The organism is Paenibacillus sp. FSL W7-1332 (genome assembly GCF_037969785.1).
Lineage (GTDB): Bacteria > Bacillota > Bacilli > Paenibacillales > Paenibacillaceae > Paenibacillus_AQ.
In genome coordinates, this window is the sequence record NZ_CP150209.1 from 4,858,083 (window position 1) to 4,876,913 (window position 18,831).

Genomic DNA, 18,831 nt, shown 5'->3' on the forward strand with positions numbered 1-18,831 from the left:
GCATTACATAAAGCTATAAGAAAAACTTCTATCGACGTACGTCCACAGAAATCAAACCGCGTTAAAGCGGATGTGAGAAATAGAATAAAGCTTCCGTCGGCAGCACCCATTCGTCCTGCCCCAATAAGTAAGAGCGTCCGCCATACTGCCATCCGGAAGCTTACTCCAGATGATGAATCCCGGTTCTTGACGAAGGATTCCTCCCTCACCCAAACTTGCCGGACATTCATATTATCGATTTACTAGTACGCTCTCGCGAACAGCACGGTATGTTTCGCATCTTCACCACATACGAGACACTTGGTTTTCTTCTCGGCCGGTTCGAACGGAATGTTTCTGCTCGTAGCACCGGTTTCTTGCTTGACGGTATCTTCGCAAGCTTCCGAACCGCACCATCCAGCCAAGGTAAACCCGCGTTTTTCCTCCATGCTGTCCTTCATTTCATCCAGTGTCTCCACCGAATAGAAATGATCCTCACGGAACTGCTTCGCGCGCTCGAACATTTCCTGGTGCACCTGCTCCAGCATATTCTGTACTTCCTGGGTCAGATTCGCTTGCTCTACGATTTTCTTCTCGCCTGTAATACGGGAGACAAGCACGCACACACCATTCTCCATGTCACGCGGTCCGATCTCCAGACGCACCGGTACTCCGCGCATTTCATACTCATTGAATTTCCAGCCTGGACGCACATCCGGATTGTCGTCAACGCGTACGCGGATGCCTGCGGATTTCAGTTCACGGAACAGTTCGTCCGTACGGCCCACAACCGCGTCTCTCGTCTTCGGCGGACCAATTGGAATCATGATCACTTGCGTTGGCGCGACTTTAGGAGGAAGCACCAATCCGCGGTCATCCCCATGGACCATAATCAACGAACCAATGAGACGTGTGCTGACGCCCCAGGATGTCGTGTGAGCATATTCCAGCGTATTTTCACGATTCAAATATTGGATGTCAAAAGCTTGCGAGAAGTTGGTCCCCATATAATGCGAAGTACCAGCCTGTACAGCGCGTCCGTCTTTCATCATGGCTTCGATCGAGAACGTATCCACGGCGCCAGCGAATTTCTCCGAAGGTGTCTTCTGCCCTTTGATTACCGGAATCGCGAGGTAGTCCTCTACGAATTGCTGATAGATATCCAGCATTTGCATGGTTTCCCCTCTAGCCTCAACTTCCGTTTCGTGCGCGGTATGGCCTTCTTGCCATAGAAACTCACTCGTGCGAAGGAACGGCAGCGTGCGTTTTTCCCAGCGGACCACGTTAGCCCACTGGTTAATCAGCACAGGGAGATCACGATAGGATTGAATCCATTTGGAATACATGTGCCCGAACATCGTTTCGGAAGTCGGACGGATCGCCAGACGTTCCTCCAGCTTCTCTCCAGCTGCTTCCGTGACCCATGGCAGCTCGGGATTAAATCCTTCGACATGCTCCTTCTCCTTTTGGAAAAAGCTCTCGGGAATGAACAGCGGGAAATACGCATTCCGATGGCCCGTTGCCTTAAAGCGTCGATCCAACTCTTCCTGGATATGCTCCCAAATTTCATAACCGTCCGGTTTGAAGACGATGCAGCCTCTGACTGGAGAGTAATCCATCAGGTCCGCTTTTTTGATGACATCGATATACCAGCGCGAGAAATCTTCCGCTTGCGGCGTAATCTCTGTCACGAATTGTTTATCCTTCGATTCCTTAGACATATAAATCGTGTGCCTCCCATTAATAAAACGCATGGTCTAAACCCTGTTTAACGGCTTGACTGGCGTTATTGGCGATATGTGTGAACGAGCTGCGGCTGTATAGCCCGCCCTGTATTTATAGCAACTCCATTTGCTAGATATCGTTAGACATGAACATCTGCTAACAATAGAAAAGGTACGGCTTTTTCGTTGCGGCTGGCGCACCGAGCCGTACCCTAGGTTTTTATCCGTTGATCAAACGCAAAATATCGTTATAGGTTACGGCTATCATTAACAGGAACAGCATCGCAAACCCGACAAAATGAACCATGCCTTCTCTGTTCGGGTCAACTGGCTTGCCCCTTAAAGCTTCGATCCCTAAGAATACAAGCCGGCTTCCATCGAGTGCCGGAATCGGCAGCAGATTGAATATGCCCAGATACAAGCTTAGAATGGCCGCCCAATAGGTCAGCTGTTCGATACCCTGCTTGGCGATTTGCCCCGTCACTTCGAACGTCCGTACAGGACCGCCAAGATCATCCATGGAGAACTTCTGAATCAACTGTCTGAAGCCCTGGAAGATAATATTCGTTGTATCTACCATTGCGGTTCCGGACCCGGTAATTGTCTCCCCAATCCCTGCGGATCGGGTAGGAAGCTCAGGAACAATCCCGACCTTGCCGCCTTCCTGTCCCTCCATCGTCCGCGGAGTTAAGGTCAGATCAAATGATTCCTCACCCCGGCGCACAGTCCATTCCATCGGCTTGTCCTTGGACGCCGCAATCAATTCGATCATCTTCTGATAATCGGCACCAATGGCGGTTCCGTTAATGCTCTCGATGATGTCTCCCTCTTTCAGATCGGCTTCATCTGCAGGCATGCCTTTAGTAATCTCGCCAATCTGCACATAGGTTGGATTCTCAACCGGTATGCCGGCCATTTGAATGTGAAGGGCAAACAGCACGAAGGCCAGTATGAAGTTCATGACAGGACCGGCAAAAATCGCAAGCGCTCTTTGGCCAACGGTTTTGCTGCCGAATTGACGGTCTCTCGGTGCGATCTGCGTCTCGACACCTTTGGCTACCGTCAAGGCTTGCGGATGGATTTCAAATTGCTGGAACTCACCATCCACATCAAGCCTAACCGACAAACGATCCACCATATCCATAAACTGGACTTCGCCGCGAATGACATTTTTACGGTTGTCGAGTTGATCCAGATAAATCTTTTTCACTTGATTCTCTGCATTCAATCGAACCGCAATCGTCTGACCGGGCTGAATCTCGACAAGTTCCGGATCTTCCCCGGCCATGCGGGCATATCCGCCGAATGGAAGAAGACGTAGCGTAAACTGCGTTTCATGGCGTTTATATGAGAACAGCTTTGGACCAAATCCAATCGCGAACTCGCGTACCAAGATTCCGGCACGCCGGGCAAAATAATAGTGACCCCATTCGTGCACGGTAACGATCACAAAAAACATGAGCACCGTTAAAAAAACGACCCGAACCATTTCCAATTCTTTACATCCCCCTTTTCCTCTGAGAACGCAGTATGTCCCTATAGATTATCATTATTCTCCTGTCGTCCACAAGAGAATCACAAGCTGTCCGCTTTTTTTCAAGGGAGATTTCAAAAACACTTCAAATCCTATAGTCGGGAAGCTAATTCACGTGAGATCCGATCGCTCTCTTCAATCGTTTCCAGTGCCGGTTCCGGCGCAACATGATGGCTTTGCAGCACTTCCTCAATGATCTCTTCAATTCGCAGAAAAGAGATTTCGCCGCGGAGAAACCGGGCGACCGCAATTTCATTAGCTGCGTTGAATACCGTTGGCGCTGTCCCACCCATTTTACCACATTCATAAGCAAGCCTTAAACAAGGAAAACGTTCAAGGTCCATCTCCCGGAAATGCAGCTTGCCCGCTTCCGCTAAAGATAGCCTTGGTGCAGGGGAAGTCCACCGTTCCGGATAGGTCAGCGCATATTGAATCGGAACGCGCATATCCGGGTTGCCGAGCTGGGCAATGATACTCGAATCACGGAATTCCACAAAAGAGTGAATGATGCTTTCCGGGTGAAGCAGTACAGAAATGTTGTCGTAAGGAATACCATACAACCAATGGGCCTCGATCACCTCAAGCCCTTTATTGACCATGGTGGCCGAATCAATCGTGATCTTGGCACCCATGGACCAGTTCGGATGTTTAAGCGCATCCTCCACCGTAACGTTGACCAACTGTTCCCGGGTGTAATCCCGGAATGAGCCTCCGGAAGCCGTCAGCGTGATCCGTTCAATATCTTCATGCCGCTCTCCATTCAGGCATTGGAATATGGCGGAATGCTCGCTATCGATCGGCAAGAGTTTTACCCCTTTGGCAGCCGCCCGGGCCGTAACCAGATGACCTGCCGTTACCAACGTCTCCTTATTGGCGAGCCCAATGGTCTTCCCCCCATCAATCGCTGCAAGTGTAGAGGACAGACCCAAACTTCCAACGACCGCTGTAACCACCATTTCCGCATCTGTCGCTGCCGCAATCTCGATCAAGCCTTCATGACCATGGAACACTTCGGTTCCGGCAGGAAGATCATGCCTTATGCTGTCAGCAAGCTCTCTTGTAGCAACGGACACTTTGCGAGGAGAAAACTCCTTGACCTGCTGAAGCAGCAGGTCCTTATTACTCCCTGCAGCGAGGCCCTCAATCTGAAAATGTTCCCGGTGTTTCCTTACAACATCCAAAGTCTGGGTACCTATGGAGCCAGTGGAGCCGAGTACGCTGATCTTCTTCATGCAACATCTTTCCTTTCATCAGTAAGGCAGGAGACTCAATATATGTACAAACGGAAATACGACGATCCAACTGTCACATCGATCCAGTATCCCTCCATGACCCGGCAGCAGTTTGCCCGAATCCTTGATGTCATACACCCGTTTATAGGCGGATTGCACCAAATCCCCGAGTTGACCGATAACAGCGCATGAAAGTCCGATCAGAATCGCTTGTCCAGCCGTCAGGAATCCATCTGAGAAGAATGAAAAGAGCAGAGATGTGAACACGGCGATGACCACACCGCCGAGCGCACCCTCAACCGTTTTGTTCGGACTTATGGAAGGCCACAGTTTATGGCGCCCCATGGCGCGTCCGACAAAATACGCTCCCGCATCACTTGCCCAGATCGAGGCCAGAAGCAGAAAAGTCCAGAATACGCCATGGCCGTCAGGAGCATGTCGTGATTCGGCAATAAAGGAAAATCCGATTCCGATATACGCTGATGCCATAAACAATAAGGAAACCCGTTTGATATCAATTACATTCTTCGTCGTCACGGTCGCCAGTAAAAATAAAAGCAGCAGGAGCCAAAGTACATGTTCCCACGGGATCTGAATATTCAAATCAAGCGGACCCCATGGAAATACAAGCAACAGCACCCCCGCATATCCAATCCACGCCGTTCCCCCGAACGGTGCCGTATTGGTCATGCGCACAAACTCATAATAACCGATTAGCGCCATCGCCAGAATCAGAAGATGGTACCACAGACCGCCTATGAAACATAATCCTAAAAAGACCGCTCCCGCTATAATTCCGGTAATCAATCGCTGTTTCAAAACGTTCCATCCTCCATCGGCTACGAAAGTCCACCGTAGCGCCTTGTTCTTTGTTGATAATCGGCTACGGCCTCCACCAAATGGTCTTTGGTAAATTCCGGCCAATAGGCATCCGTAAACCATAGCTCACTGTACGCGAGCTGCCACAGCATAAAATTACTTAGCCGCAGCTCGCCGCTTGTGCGGATCAGTAAATCCGGATCCGGCAATTCGCCTGTGAGGAGCCGCTGGCCAATCAGTTCCTCTGTAATATCCTCAGGACGAAGAATCCCGTCGCGAACTTCTCGTCCGAGCGCCTTGACACTTTCGGTGATCTCTTTCCGGCTACCGTAATTGAGCGCAAAGTTAAGCACAAGTCCGTCATTGCCGGCTGTCTTCGCAACTGCTTCTTCCATCGCAGACACGGTATGGGACGGAAGGTCTTCCGGATGTCCCATCATGCGGACCTGGACATTTTTTTCGATCAGCTCTTCCAGCTCAATAGCCAGGAACTCTTGCGGAAGCTTCATCAGAAAATCGACCTCATCCTTCGGACGCGTCCAATTTTCTGTCGAAAAAGCGTACATCGTCAATATTTTGATTCCCAAATCATCGGCGGCAATGGCCGCTCTTTTGACAGCCTTCATGCCATTCTGATGTCCAACGATTCGCGGCATACCGCGCCGTTTTGCCCAGCGTCCATTACCATCCATGATGATGGCGACATGATGTGGGATGTTGTCCGGAGAGAGCTGATGCGTCTGCTGACTGTCCTCCTGATTCAACCACGATCGAACCCGTTTGATCATTCCATTTCCTCCAGGCATCTTTCTGCAAAAAAAGAGACAAACCCCACCATTGACAGGAGGGGCCACAAGTCTCTTATACTTCCATGATCTCTTTTTCTTTAGCAACGAGGACTTTGTCGACTTCTGCGATAAATTTATCCGTCGCTTTTTGGATATCTTCCTGATGTCTCCGGGACTCGTCCTCGGAAATATCTGTTTTCTCCAATTTTTTGATGTCGTCGTTGGCATCACGGCGAATGTTGCGGATGGCCACTTTCGCTTCCTCGCCGAATTTCTTCGTCATTTTCACCAGTTCGGTTCTGCGTTCTTCCGTCAGTGCAGGTACGACGAGACGAATTTGATTACCATCATTCGCCGGCGTCAATCCGATATCCGATTTCATGATCGCTTTCTCGATATCGGCCAAGGACGACTTGTCCCAAGGCTGGATCATGAGCGTTCTTGAATCCGGCGTGCTGATGTTAGCCAGCTGATTCAGCGGGGTTGGTGCTCCGTAGTATTCAACCGTGATCCGGTCGAGCAGTGCTGGCGCTGCCCGTCCTGCGCGCAGCGTTGCCAGGTCACGCTTCAAAGACAAGATCGCTTTTTCCATGCGTTCTTCTGCATTCTTTTTCACCGATTGCGGCATTAATCTACACTCCCTTTGACGATCGTTCCGATTTTCTCGCCCAGAACGACGCGCTTGATATTACCTTGCTCCGTAATAGCGAAGACGATGAGCGGGATGTTGTTGTCCATACATAACGATGAAGCTGTAGAGTCCATTACCCCAAGGTTTTTGTTCAATACGTCTAGATACGTAAGCTGCTCGTACTTCTCGGCAGTTTCATCCTTAAATGGATCAGCGGAGTACACTCCGTCCACCTTGTTCTTCGCCATGAGAATCACTTCTGCTTCGATTTCCGCTGCGCGAAGCGCTGCAGTCGTATCGGTGGAGAAGTATGGGTTACCCGTTCCTGCCGCAAAAATAACGACACGACCTTTTTCCAAATGCCGAATGGCTCTGCGGCGAATATACGGCTCCGCAATTTGCTGCATTGAGATAGAGGTTTGCACCCGAGTCGGCACATCGATCTGCTCCAAAGCATCCTGAAGAGCCAAAGAGTTCATCACCGTAGCCAGCATTCCCATATAATCTGCTGTCGCACGGTCGATTCCGTTCGCGCTGCCGGCGATACCGCGCCAGATGTTTCCGCCGCCGCACACGATGGCAACCTCCACACCAAGCTCAACCACCTCGCGAACCTGCTCAGCGATCGATGAGATCGTCTCAGCATCAATACCATATCCATTCTGCCCTGAAAGGGATTCCCCACTGACTTTCAATATCACTCGTTTATATACTGGCTGTTCCAAATGATAACCCTCCACTTTAAGACGGCGCCTAAGTATACGACGCCCGTTTGAAAAACGACAGACAGACACACCGGCACTGCTTGACGGTTTATAAAAATCGGGTAAAAACATCCGTCTCAAGTAGAAACTTCTGGTCGTCTAATCCAGACTAAAGTCCATTCTTTCTTGTGAGATAAGGGTGCCTTACTCCGAATTTATAACAATCTTATCTCTCTTATGCCTTTATATCTCTTAAAAAAGAAGGAACACAGGTGTGTTCCACTCTTTTCTATAACTTATATTAGCCCATTCGGCTTATTTATTCACCTGGGACATAACTTCTTCAACGAAGTTGTCTTGTTTTTTCTCCAAGCCTTCGCCAAGTTCAAAACGGGCAAAACGACGGATGGAGATGTTCTCACCGATCGTGCTGATTTTTTCGTTAAGCAGCGTGTTGATCGTTTTGTCAGGATCTTTGATGAAGGATTGCTCAAGCAAGCAATATTCTTCATAGTATTTGTTGATGCGGCCTTCAACCATTTTCTCAACGATTTTTTCAGGCTTGCCTTCGTTCAGGGCTTGGTTTTTCAAAATTTCTTTTTCTTTCTCAAGATCTTCAGTCGGCACTTCTTCACGACGAACATATTTAGGGTTAGCAGCCGCAATATGCATAGCGATATCGCGAGCAAACTCTTTAAATTGATCTGTTTTACCTACGAAGTCGGTTTCACAGTTGATTTCAACGAGAACGCCGATTCGTCCGCCACCGTGAATATAAGACTCTACAACGCCTTCAGTTGCAATACGCCCAGCTTTGTTAGCTGCTGCAGACAAACCTTTTTCGCGAAGCACTGCGATCGCTTTGTCGATATCACCATTTGTTTCATCCAGCGCTTTTTTGCAATCCAGCATGCCCGCGCCTGTTCTTTCGCGAAGTTCTTTTACCGCACTAGCTGTTACTGCCATTAGAATTCCCTCCAAATTGGTATGATGAAGTTTTGCGTTTGGACCTCAAGAAAACGATCATTCTTTTGTTCTCTCCAAGATTCCAGATCGCATTAAGTAGTTGTTCTTCCCCTGGGATGCCAGGCTCCGGATTTCACACGTTATTCGCACGTCATCCGTTCTAACATCTTAAAAAAAGGGCAGTGAGAGGTTATACACCTACCAACCACCCTTTTCATTTAATTCATAGTTTATACGTTTAATCCCGATTAAGCAGTTGTTTCTTCGCCTTGGTGAGCTTCAACAACGGCATCGGCCATTTTACCAGTCAACAATTTGACAGCGCGGATCGCGTCATCGTTACCTGGAATTACATAGTCGATTTCATCCGGATCACAGTTCGTATCAACGATACCAACGATTGGGATACCCAATTTGCGAGCTTCCGCTACTGCGATGCGCTCTTTGCGAGGATCGATAACGAACAATGCGCTTGGAAGACCCTTCATGTTCTTGATACCGCCCAAGAATTTTTCAAGACGATCTTTCTCTTTGCGGAGAAGGATAACCTCTTTCTTAGGCAATACTTGGAACGTGCCGTCCTCTTCCCAAGTTTCGAGCTGCTTCAAGCGGTTGATACGCTTTTGGATCGTTTCGAAGTTAGTCAAAGTTCCGCCGAGCCAACGTTGGTTGATGTAGAACATACCGCAACGCTCTGCTTCTTCCTTCACGGAATCTTGAGCTTGTTTTTTCGTGCCGACGAACAGGATTGTACCGTTCTCTCCAGCTACGCTTTTTACGAAGTTGAATGCTTCTTCAACTTTCTTGACCGTTTTTTGCAGGTCGATAATGTAGATACCGTTTCTTTCAGTGAAGATAAATTTATCCATTTTCGGGTTCCAGCGACGAGTCTGGTGACCGAAGTGAACGCCAGCTTCCAAAAGCTGTTTCATGGAGATTACTGCCATCTTCACGCACCTCCTAAGTTTGGTTTTTGTGTGTCCCTCCGCCGAGATCATTTTTCATTAAGACTCCCAATCCTGGAAGCACCCTCAACGAAATCACTCTGGCGTGTGTTTTAACACCGTCAATTACTATAACATAACCATGGGCAGGTTGCAATGTCTTTTGTGTACTTCATCAGGTCCGGCCAATCAGGAGCTTGAAGAGCTCCTATAAAGAAAAAAACCTCTCTCAACCGGAGTGCTAGTTGGAGGGTTTTGTCGTGATTTTCGTGAAGATCGAATTGTAGCTCTCGCCTGCCGTAAACGAGTATGTACCGCTCAGGATCTTGGTGTTGATTTTATTCTCGGTAGCTTGAGTGATGAATGCCTGTTTATTGTCAATGACGCCGGCATTCATAAGGCTGTTTGCTACATCGCTGAGATTGTTTCCGGATGGAATGTTTACTTTAATCTGCGCTTCCGCTTTGGCCGGCGTTTTCGGCTTCGCCGGATTCGTTACCCGAGGGGATTCCTGTTTCTTCTCCTCGCCCGGCTCAGGCTTCTTCGGCTGCTCCGGTGCTTCCGGCTTTTCCGTTCCCGTCTTCTGTGCAGGATCGGCTCCTTCGGACTCGCCGCCCTCGCCAAGCTTCTTCTCTTCCCACTGCTCCGCCGTCAACAGCTCGTCTGAACCTTCGACGACCTGCATATCCAAAGCTTCCGCTGCAGCCACAAGCTGCTCCTTCGTTAATTCCTGCGTCTGTGATGCAATTGTGCCTTGACCAATCCACATCAGTTGAAGCAGCACTGCACCGATTACGAGACCGCTCCCCAGGCCCATCATAAATGTACGGTTCTTGATCACACGGATTCCTCCTGTTTGGCCAACTGAATAATAAGTTGAACTTCGCCTCGCTGAAGACCCGTGGTCTTGGCAATCATATCGATGGACTTTCCTTGTTCATATAGATCAAACAGCTCCGCGTATCTGGATTTGATGGAATGGACAGCAGGTGCAGATTCAGCTTCGGACGTCGCTGCAGCTGCTCCTGCAGACAAAGAAACGGCCGCAGCGGCTTGCGCCAGCTTCTCTTCCGCCAGTCGAAGACGCGTTTGCGAATCGGTCATCTTCTCCTCCATGGCCAGCATGCGGTGCCGCAAATCACTGACCTGCTCTTGATGTGCTTGCTGCTTGGCATCCAGTTCTTTTTTCATCTGACGAACCAGTTCCACCAGCTGTTCGTTCTCATTTTGGATTTCCGCCATGTATCCTTCAAGCGTGTTCTCCACTTCTTTTACAACCCGCTCGCTGGACACGGTCTCTTCACGGCGTTTCGGCAGCATAAAAGCGTACAGCACGGCGGCAATGCCAAGCAGCACGATATATATCCATGGTTTCAAATCCATTAACTCCTTTATGCCTATAAATTATCTAGAGCGAAACATCGAAATTTTTGCCTTTATAAGGATGCTCTGCCGGCAGCTCCACCGTCTCGCTTGATTCTGCCGCTCCCCGGCCTTGTTGCTGCCCAGAGGATTGACGGCTACCGTCATCGCGCACGGCTGTCTCCGCCGTCTCACTCACTTCCGTGCTTCGCTGGGCTTCCGCACGGCTGTTCTTCGTTAATTCACCCGCAAGCAGCGTCTGATCATTCATCGGGCGCTGCTGGGTTTCATTATGCATCTTGCCCGCTTCATTGGTTCTGGGGACCGCAATTTGCATCTCAACCGATTTCAAACTCAATGGAATCACCTCATGGTATAGGATCATGTCCACAAGCATTTAAAACGTATGTTTTGACCTACAAGAGCGGCACCATGGTGATATCCCCTTCATGATAGTAAAAAGAAACCCGCTGCGTGGGATCCTTAACAAAGCGGGTATACCGCCCTATGACAATTTTGGCTCCGCCGTAGATCGTCTTTACCACATTCACTCTTGCTTTGCCGGTATCCTCCAGCATCTTTTCGATTTCCAGCATACGGTCCTTGATATCGGATTGTTCTGCCATGTTGGATTTCTTGGTCGCATTCAGCTTAATCCGCAGCGCTAGCTTGTCTGGCGACAATTGACCCGAGGAAGCTAACTGATTCAGAAGATAAAGCGCTTTATCGGTTTTATCCATACTTTCTATAGATTGCTTCAATTGGGCTCTGAGATCCGCCAGTTCATTCCGCAGCTCAGGCAGCACGCCTACTTCAACTACGGTAGCCGTCGACATGCTGTTTCCGATCGTTCGCGCAACAACCTTTTCCCCGGCCTGCAGAATACCGCCCACCACGAGCCCTTTCATCCCGTTGCATTCGATATTCTGAACCGCGCGGATATTGGAATGCATGATGCTCTGCGAGACGAATACGCTAGCGCCGGCAATGACGTTTCCATCCTGGATGAACGAGCTTTTGACATCCTGGCCCGCCTTTACATAGCCCTTGTTGTAACCGATGATTCCGCCGGATATATCGATCGAACCTTCAGCCTCCAGCTCGGCTCCTTCCACAAAGCCGGTAACTCGAATATCCCCTGCTGCCTTGATTCTGAATCCGGTTAGCACATTGCCGCGAATGACCACCGTACCGACAAAATCGATATTGCCAATGCTGTAATCAACATCCCCGTTAATCTCATATACCGGAAACACATTGATTTTTCCTTTTTCGGTTTTGGTGAGGAGTCCGTCAAGGGCAGCGTACATTGCAGTTTTCTCGGCGTTAACAACGACGTTCTTCCCCACCTTGAAATGAGCTTCCTTACCCGCTTTGCTCGGAATCTCCTCTCCGGTCACCGCAGTTCCGGGGACTCCTGTTGTTGGCGGGATTCGGGTTGCCAGCAGCTGGCCTTTCTTTACATTATTTAAACGAATCACTTCTTTATAGTCCACTTTGCCATCTTCGATCTCCAGCGGCTTCAGGTTCGTCTCATTCCCAAAATTAACGGTAAATTCGATTCTGCCGTTCTGTCCGTGCATAGGTTCCGTTCCCATGGCAATCGGCGTTCTACTATATTGATATTCCTCCGCATGATCTGCGATTCGCCGCAACGTATCATGTTGAAGTCCATATCGTACCTGGTGACTTCTCAGAAATTGTTCAAGAGCTTCTACAGAGCAAGAGAAATCCTTCTCCCACTTGGTGAACTGTATATAGGCGACGACCTTGTCATCCGATAGCGTAACGCTAAAGTACTGATCCAATGCATAATCTACAGACAATCCAGGAACCCCCTTCATAAATGGCAAGCGTCAATCGTTTTGCATCAGCAAATCCCGATCTTTATCGAGCGCGCCCCGAAGTCTCAATATCGCTTTGGAATGAAGCTGAGATATTCGTGAAGGTGATAGCGACATCACCTCAGCAATTTCGCTGAGTGATAAATCCTCATAATATAATAAGGAAACTACGGTCCGCTCTTTCGGGGTTAATTTACCGATACCCTTCATCAGGGCTTCTCGCAGATAAAATTCATGGACCTTGTGATCCGGATTTTTCGCTTTCTCATCAACCAGGAGCGACATTCGGGTCTCAGACTCCTCCTCGCGGATCGGATCCTCCAGAGATGTCAATGTCATGACCGCTACTTCCTGCAGCATGTGCCGGAACTCCTTCTCAGTCACGTCAAGGTAATCACTCATCTCGGAATCACTGACGCTGCGTAAATACTTCTGTTCCAACTGCTGATATGCAGTTTCAATCTTCTTCGCTTTCTCGCGGACGGAACGCGGCACCCAGTCCCCTTGGCGCAGCGAGTCCAGAATAGCCCCACGCACGCGCCAAGAAGCATAGGTTTCGAACTGCAGCCCTCGTTTGTAATCAAACTTTTCGATGGCATCAATCAGACCCATTACCCCATTGCTGGCCAAATCTCCTTTAGAAACGTTCTTCGGAAGACCGATAGCCAAGCGGCTTGAAACATAGTCAACGATGTGCAAATGATATTCGATTAGTTTCTTCTTCGCTTCATGGTCTCCATCTTCCTTCCATGCGCTCCACAAATCCGCATGGTTTAGCACAGAAGCTTTACGTTCGTCCAATTGCCTTCACCCTCCTTATTTTTCCGTAAGGTGACGAACGGCCTTGGCCAGTTCTTCGGGTTCTTTCGTTGAAACCAGCTTAGGAGGATTTAGCGGTACAAAGTCTCCATTCTCTTTGCTGCTGGATTCGGAATGGATTAAATCCATCAATTCCCGATCCTCATCAGGCGTGGATAAATCAAGAACAGTCCCTCGGTCTTGCTCCCGCTGCGTGTCGACGTCCCCTTGAACAGCGGCTCGCGGACCCGTAATGGCAGCAAACATCCAATTCAGCAGGAACGCCAGAAGAAACCAAATCGCACATGCAAGGAGAGCCCGATACATGCTAGTCATCCACAGATTGTTACGTATGGAGAATATAAACGTGAACACAAAACCGGCAATTCCAGTCATCAGATAAAAACGGAGTTTTCCCATTAGCTACAATTCCTTTATGCCCTTTTGTACGCTTCGTATTGTAAACTTACCCGTTGCACAGTCCAACTCAACGGTTCTTCCATAATTTCCCCCGGTATCCTCGGCGATTAGCGTTATCCCCATCTGCTCGAGCCCAGCCTTGCAAGACTCTACATTACGCGGACCAATGCGCATGGTGTCACCCGAGCCGGCAAAAGCAAACATTTGGGCTCCCCCGGCCATTTTGGCTACCATACGTGCCGGAGCCGCACCCAAATTCCTCATCTGATTCAACAGGATCGGAAGAGCCGTATCGGCGTATTTGGCCAGGTTTAGCTGCCCTTCTCTGGCAATCGCTGAAGATGGAAGCATTACATGCGCCATTCCACCAATCTTCGTCACCGGATCATACAACGTCAGTCCGACGCACGAGCCGAGCCCCGTTGTACGCAAAATACCGTTTGGACCTGCGACGTTCAGATCCGCCATGGCTACTTTCACTATGCTTTGTTCTTCAATCATGCTCTAAAGGCACTCCTAAAGCTTCAAAAATCTGAGCAAATGATTGTGGATCAGGTATCAGGAAGAACTGGCCTTCCACCTCGTTTTGCCCTTCTAGGAACGTCGTGTTGATTAAGAGGGCATCGTCTCCCATTTCTCCGAACTGGAGCAATCCATAACTTAAGATGGCACCTGCCATATCCATCGCGAGTGCCGGCACCGTAGGTGTCATGGACAGATTGGTCAGATCAGCAAGCGACGATAGGTACGAGCCTGACAATATGTTTCCGATCTCGCATAATGCGGACTGCTCCATCTCGGAGAATTGCTCCTCATCCGACACTTCAAAGCCCGCTAAATTATGCAGCAAATTCTTCCCGGCTTCCGGACTCATAATAAAGAAGAGATTGCCCGGCGCACTGCCTTCCACCCGTAAAAATACGGCAAGAACGAGCTGTTCGCTTCCTCCTACACTTTCGGCAATCTGCTCAAAAGGCAGGAGTTGAACTTTGGGTACAGCCATATCAATAGGTTTGTTAAGCAAGCGGGAGAGGGCGGTTGCCGCATTGCCCGCTCCGATGTTTCCTACTTCCTTCAAAACATCCATTTTGATTTCCTTGCCATGCTTAAACAGCTCCACTGTCTACTCCTCAAGGCCTTCCAGCTGAATAATCTCACTCTTGTTCAGCACTTCGGACAGATTCAGCATGACGAGAAGGCGCTCCTCTCCTATCTTCGCGACACCGCGAAGATATTTCGCTTTAATTCCGCCGACCACCTCAGGCGGAGAGTCAATGCTGTCCGTATTCAGATCGATGACATCACTTGCGGAATCCACGATAAAGCCTACCTGCATGTCATTGACAGCTACGATGATTACCCGTGTTTGATCGGTTGCTTCCACCTCGTCCAATCCAAAACGGCCGCGCAGATTGATTACAGGAATGACGACGCCTCGAAGATTAATAACACCTTTTACGAAAGCATAAGTCTTCGGAACACGCGTAATGGGCATCATTCGCTCAATGGTTTGAACCTTGTCTACCTCGATGCCGTATTCTTCCTCGCCAAGTTTAAAGACAATAACCTTGATTTCTTCTCCCATGAATAAGTCCTCCTTCAAAATGTGTGGCCTGCCGTGCTTCATAGCAACGATTTATTTGATAAATGCATTTGCGTCGATGATAAGAGCGACTTGTCCATCCCCCAGGATGGTTGCTCCGGATACTCCCTGAATGGCAGGCAGATATTTACCGAGATTTTTAATGACGATTTCACTCTGACCGATAAAATCATCGATGGTGAGTGCCGCCAAACGATCCCCCTTGCGGATCACAACGATCTCCGTTTCTTCTTCCAGCTCTTCATCAAAATCTGGAACTTCAAACAAACGGCTAAGCGAGATGACCGGTATCAGCGATTCACGGAACTGGATCATGCGGCTGCCGTGAACATGTTTGATTTGCCCGCGCTTGATGATGCCCGTTTCAACAATGGAGGAAAGCGGAATCGCGTATTTTTCGGATCCCATCCGAATCAGCATAGCTGCTATGATAGACAGCGTTAATGGAAGCTGAACGGAGAAGTTCGTGCCTTTTCCCGGCGTCGAGTAGATGGTGACGTTACCGCCCAGCGCAACGATTTTGGATTTAACAACGTCGAGCCCAACGCCTCGGCCGGATACGTCTGAAATTTTCTCAGCGGTGCTGAATCCCGGTGCGAATAGCAGTTGATTGACCTCGTCATCGGTCATAGTCGCTGCTTCGGTCTCCGTCACAACGCCTTTTGCCAGCGCGTTCTTCAGAATTTTGTCACGGTAGATACCGCGTCCATCATCCTCAATCTCAATGAAGACATTGTTGCCGCTGTGGAACGCACGCAGATGAACGGTACCGGTCTCCGGTTTACCGGCAGCGATACGGTCGGCAACAGGTTCGACGCCATGGTCTGCCGAGTTTCGCAGCAAATGGACAAGCGGGTCACCGATCTCATCAATAACCGTACGATCCAGCTCCGTTTCAGCTCCGGTAATAATCAAATCAATTTTTTTGTCCAAGGTTTTGGCAAGGTCCCGCACCATCCTAGGAAAACGGTTGAACACTGTGTCCACAGGCACCATGCGCAGTTTCAAGACGATATTCTGCAAATCGCTGCTTACGCGGCTCATGTGCTCAACCGTGTCTGTCAGCTCCTGGTTCTTGGACTCGCTGGCCAGCTGCTCAAGGCGTACCCGGTCAATCAGAAGCTCGCTGAACAGATTCATTAGAACATCGAGCCGTTCAATATCAACCCGGATCGTTCTTGAAGGATTACCTCCCCCAGCATTTCGGGCGGGTGCCTTGGATTCTTTGACAGGCGCTGAAGTTCCTTTGGCTTCCGGTGAAGCTGCAGCTGCTTGGGATGCTTCTGAAACTTGCGGTTTGACAGCTTCTGCTGTAGCCGCGCTCTCCTGTACCATTTGCTGCAAAGTTTCATGATCAAGCGCCACAACCGTGGTTGTCTCGATCTCCGAAACGCCCAGAATCTGGCTTTCAATATCTTGCGTTTCTCTTTGCGTTATGTAATACAACGAAAATACGCGATCGAATTCACCTTGTTCAATCTCTTGAACGTCCGGATATGTCTTGACGATTTCCCCGGATCTTTCCAGCGTTTCGAATACCATGTAGGCACGAACCGCCTTGAGTTGGCAATCCTCTCGCAATGTCACTTGTATATATAAAACCTTATGTCCTTCCGAAATCGATTGATCAAGCACGGAGAATTGAAACTCATCCAATTCAATTCCCTGAACGGCCGCAACGGAGCTATCCCCTTCGGCAGCTTCCCCAGCAGGTGTTGCCCCTTCTCCACGCACAATCGCCTGCAAGGATGCCACGATGGAGGAAACATCCGCTTTCCCGTCTCCGCCGTTGGTGATATCCTGCACCATCGATTCAAGAGCGTCCAAGCTTTTGAAGAGCGTGTCAAAGATAAAATCCTGCATCTTTAACTTTTCGTTCCGGACAAGATCCAGCACGTTTTCCATCTGGTGGGTAAGCGAAGCCAGATCTTCGTATCCCATCGTTGCTGCCATACCCTTCAATGTATGAGCCGATCGGAAAATAATCTGTACGATCCCGATATCGTCCGGGTTGCTTTCTAATTGAAGCATGTTTTCATTTAATGATTGCAGATGATCATTTGACTCATCAATAAACATTGTCAAATATTGATTCATGTCCATTGAGAGACACCTCCTCTTCAAGTTCACTTTCCGTTATTTACAGCTTGAACCATTCTAGGTGCGATATCATGTAGTGGCAGAACGTGGCTTACACATCCGAGCTCAACAGCTGATCTCGGCATCCCGTATACGACGCAGGTTTGCTCGCTCTCCGCGTAGGTGGATGTCACTCCTGTATCGTAAAGCTTCTTCATCATTCTCGCTCCATCGCTTCCCATGCCGGTCATCAGTACCGCATGGCGCTTAATCATGGTCAATGGCAGTAAGGATTCGAACAGCACATCTACAGATGGACGGTGACCGTTGCGGGCCTCATCCTCACTGATCCTGATTTGGTAAGCGCCGCTGTCCGAGCGGCAAACCCTCATATGGCTGCCTCCCGGAGCAATGTAGGCTTTGCCCGGTTCCAATACCATCCCTTGTTCAGCTTCCATGACCTCCAGCTGACTGAATGAATTCAGGCGCTGTGCAAGCGATTTGGTAAAACTCGGCGGCATATGTTGAACGATGACAATCGGGGCACGGAAGTCACCGGGGATGGGCTCGAGAAGAGCTTTCAATGCTCTTGGCCCGCCGGTCGAACAGCCCACCGCAACCAAATCCGTCAATTCCGTTGATTGCGGTATTTTTGCTTCACGAAGCTGACGACTCTCGTTCTCTGGAAGCGCGACTGGAACAAAGTCTGTAACCGGCTTACGATCTGCTTGTTTCCGCTTTGGTCCAGCATGCTCTGCTCCTTCCGCAGCAGTAGACACCTTCTTTTCCACAGTTCGAGATGGCGGGATACGGGGCGATTCCTTTAGATTGCTCCGTTGGTCTGTCTGGCGGACCGTTGTTCTTTTCTCAATCACCTGCGGCTTCTTGATCAGCGTTTTGTCAGAAGGCTTTGGCGAAAGAGGAACCGTTATGTCCGCACTCCGTCGTCTCTGCTCTTCTTCTTCCCACAATGCCCTCCGCTGTTTAGCCTGCATCGCCGCATTCAGTTGCTTCATTAGTTCTGAACGCACCTGCTCAATATCAAGCGCATTCGAAATGGAAGGCTTTCGTATAAAATCAAATGCTCCTGCCTCAAGGGCAAGAATGGTCTCTTTCATGCCTTGCTCATTAATGCCGGACAACATAATGACCGGACGGGGACCCGATTCCATAATCAGCTTCAGAGCATCAAGGCCGTTCATTTCCGGCATTTCTACATCCAATGTAATGACATCCGGATTCAATTCCTTTACTTTCCGAACGGCATCAAGACCGTTATCAGCTGTTCCGACAACTTGAAAAGATGGGTCACGCTCGATGAAATCGGAAAAGATTTTCCTCATAAATGCTGAATCGTCAACGACAAGCACACGAAAAGGCTTCATAGATGTCCACCTCAGTTTC

20 protein-coding genes are annotated in these 18,831 nt (G+C 49.3%); all 20 read right to left on the minus strand.

Going from position 1 to position 18,831, the window contains the following annotated elements; translation table 11 throughout:
* Positions 1 to 242 precede the first annotated feature (242 nt).
* Positions 243 to 1,700: a proline--tRNA ligase gene (proS, locus tag MKX98_RS21770; RefSeq protein ID WP_071220115.1), complete on the minus strand. Its 1,458-nt coding sequence runs from the start codon at positions 1,698 to 1,700 to the stop codon at positions 243 to 245.
* A gap of 223 nt (positions 1,701 to 1,923) precedes the next feature.
* Positions 1,924 to 3,198 carry an RIP metalloprotease RseP gene (gene rseP, locus MKX98_RS21775; RefSeq protein WP_194543553.1) on the minus strand — a complete coding sequence of 425 codons (1,275 nt, stop codon included), beginning with the start codon at positions 3,196 to 3,198 and terminating at the stop codon, positions 1,924 to 1,926.
* Between the two features lie 131 nt (positions 3,199 to 3,329).
* Complete coding sequence (locus tag MKX98_RS21780) at positions 3,330 to 4,469, minus strand: 1-deoxy-D-xylulose-5-phosphate reductoisomerase (RefSeq protein WP_339218315.1); 1,140 nt, start codon at positions 4,467 to 4,469, stop codon at positions 3,330 to 3,332.
* 18 nt (positions 4,470 to 4,487) lie between these two features.
* Positions 4,488 to 5,288, minus strand: a complete 801-nt coding sequence (locus MKX98_RS21785; protein WP_071220112.1) for a phosphatidate cytidylyltransferase — start codon at positions 5,286 to 5,288, stop codon at positions 4,488 to 4,490.
* 20 nt (positions 5,289 to 5,308) lie between these two features.
* Entirely contained in the window at positions 5,309 to 6,076 is a 768-nt protein-coding gene (locus MKX98_RS21790; RefSeq protein WP_071220111.1) for an isoprenyl transferase, read from the minus strand.
* Positions 6,077 to 6,149: 73 nt separating this feature from the next.
* Complete coding sequence (gene frr / locus MKX98_RS21795; protein ID WP_006211296.1) at positions 6,150 to 6,704, minus strand: ribosome recycling factor; 555 nt, start codon at positions 6,702 to 6,704, stop codon at positions 6,150 to 6,152.
* A complete protein-coding gene (gene pyrH / locus MKX98_RS21800) occupies positions 6,704 to 7,432 on the minus strand; it encodes a UMP kinase (RefSeq protein WP_006211297.1) in 729 nt (242 codons plus the stop codon). Before pyrH ends, frr begins: the two co-directional genes overlap by 1 nt.
* Positions 7,433 to 7,726: 294 nt before the next feature.
* On the minus strand, positions 7,727 to 8,377 hold the full coding sequence (tsf, locus tag MKX98_RS21805; RefSeq protein WP_127592501.1) for a translation elongation factor Ts: 651 nt from the start codon (positions 8,375 to 8,377) through the stop codon (positions 7,727 to 7,729).
* A gap of 248 nt (positions 8,378 to 8,625) precedes the next feature.
* Complete coding sequence (rpsB, locus tag MKX98_RS21810) at positions 8,626 to 9,324, minus strand: 30S ribosomal protein S2 (protein WP_009594753.1); 699 nt, start codon at positions 9,322 to 9,324, stop codon at positions 8,626 to 8,628.
* 238 nt (positions 9,325 to 9,562) lie between these two features.
* A complete protein-coding gene (locus tag MKX98_RS21815; RefSeq protein ID WP_220684609.1) occupies positions 9,563 to 10,162 on the minus strand; it encodes a hypothetical protein in 600 nt (199 codons plus the stop codon).
* Positions 10,159 to 10,704: a hypothetical protein gene (locus MKX98_RS21820; protein ID WP_339218318.1), complete on the minus strand. Its 546-nt coding sequence runs from the start codon at positions 10,702 to 10,704 to the stop codon at positions 10,159 to 10,161. The genes MKX98_RS21815 and MKX98_RS21820 overlap by 4 nt, the downstream gene beginning before the upstream one ends.
* A gap of 25 nt (positions 10,705 to 10,729) precedes the next feature.
* Positions 10,730 to 11,041 carry a hypothetical protein gene (locus tag MKX98_RS21825; protein ID WP_194543557.1) on the minus strand — a complete coding sequence of 104 codons (312 nt, stop codon included), beginning with the start codon at positions 11,039 to 11,041 and terminating at the stop codon, positions 10,730 to 10,732.
* A gap of 58 nt (positions 11,042 to 11,099) precedes the next feature.
* On the minus strand, positions 11,100 to 12,509 hold the full coding sequence (locus MKX98_RS21830) for a FapA family protein (protein WP_220684608.1): 1,410 nt from the start codon (positions 12,507 to 12,509) through the stop codon (positions 11,100 to 11,102).
* A gap of 30 nt (positions 12,510 to 12,539) precedes the next feature.
* On the minus strand, positions 12,540 to 13,328 hold the full coding sequence (locus MKX98_RS21835; RefSeq protein ID WP_071220103.1) for a FliA/WhiG family RNA polymerase sigma factor: 789 nt from the start codon (positions 13,326 to 13,328) through the stop codon (positions 12,540 to 12,542).
* Between the two features lie 15 nt (positions 13,329 to 13,343).
* Complete coding sequence (locus MKX98_RS21840; protein WP_194543559.1) at positions 13,344 to 13,745, minus strand: hypothetical protein; 402 nt, start codon at positions 13,743 to 13,745, stop codon at positions 13,344 to 13,346.
* Positions 13,746 to 13,748: 3 nt separating this feature from the next.
* A complete protein-coding gene (locus tag MKX98_RS21845) occupies positions 13,749 to 14,246 on the minus strand; it encodes a chemotaxis protein CheD (protein WP_194543560.1) in 498 nt (165 codons plus the stop codon).
* Entirely contained in the window at positions 14,239 to 14,865 is a 627-nt protein-coding gene (locus MKX98_RS21850; RefSeq protein WP_113058647.1) for a chemotaxis protein CheC, read from the minus strand. Before MKX98_RS21850 ends, MKX98_RS21845 begins: the two co-directional genes overlap by 8 nt.
* A gap of 3 nt (positions 14,866 to 14,868) precedes the next feature.
* Positions 14,869 to 15,330, minus strand: coding sequence for a chemotaxis protein CheW (locus tag MKX98_RS21855; RefSeq protein ID WP_194543561.1), 462 nt, complete (start codon positions 15,328 to 15,330; stop codon positions 14,869 to 14,871).
* Between the two features lie 51 nt (positions 15,331 to 15,381).
* Positions 15,382 to 17,451: a chemotaxis protein CheA gene (locus MKX98_RS21860; RefSeq protein WP_194543562.1), complete on the minus strand. Its 2,070-nt coding sequence runs from the start codon at positions 17,449 to 17,451 to the stop codon at positions 15,382 to 15,384.
* A 23-nt stretch (positions 17,452 to 17,474) separates the two neighbouring features.
* The gene (locus MKX98_RS21865; RefSeq protein ID WP_339218322.1) at positions 17,475 to 18,812 is read right to left on the minus strand and encodes a chemotaxis response regulator protein-glutamate methylesterase; all 1,338 of its coding nucleotides are present in this window, start codon (positions 18,810 to 18,812) and stop codon (positions 17,475 to 17,477) included.
* Between the last annotated feature and the right edge of the window lie 19 nt (positions 18,813 to 18,831).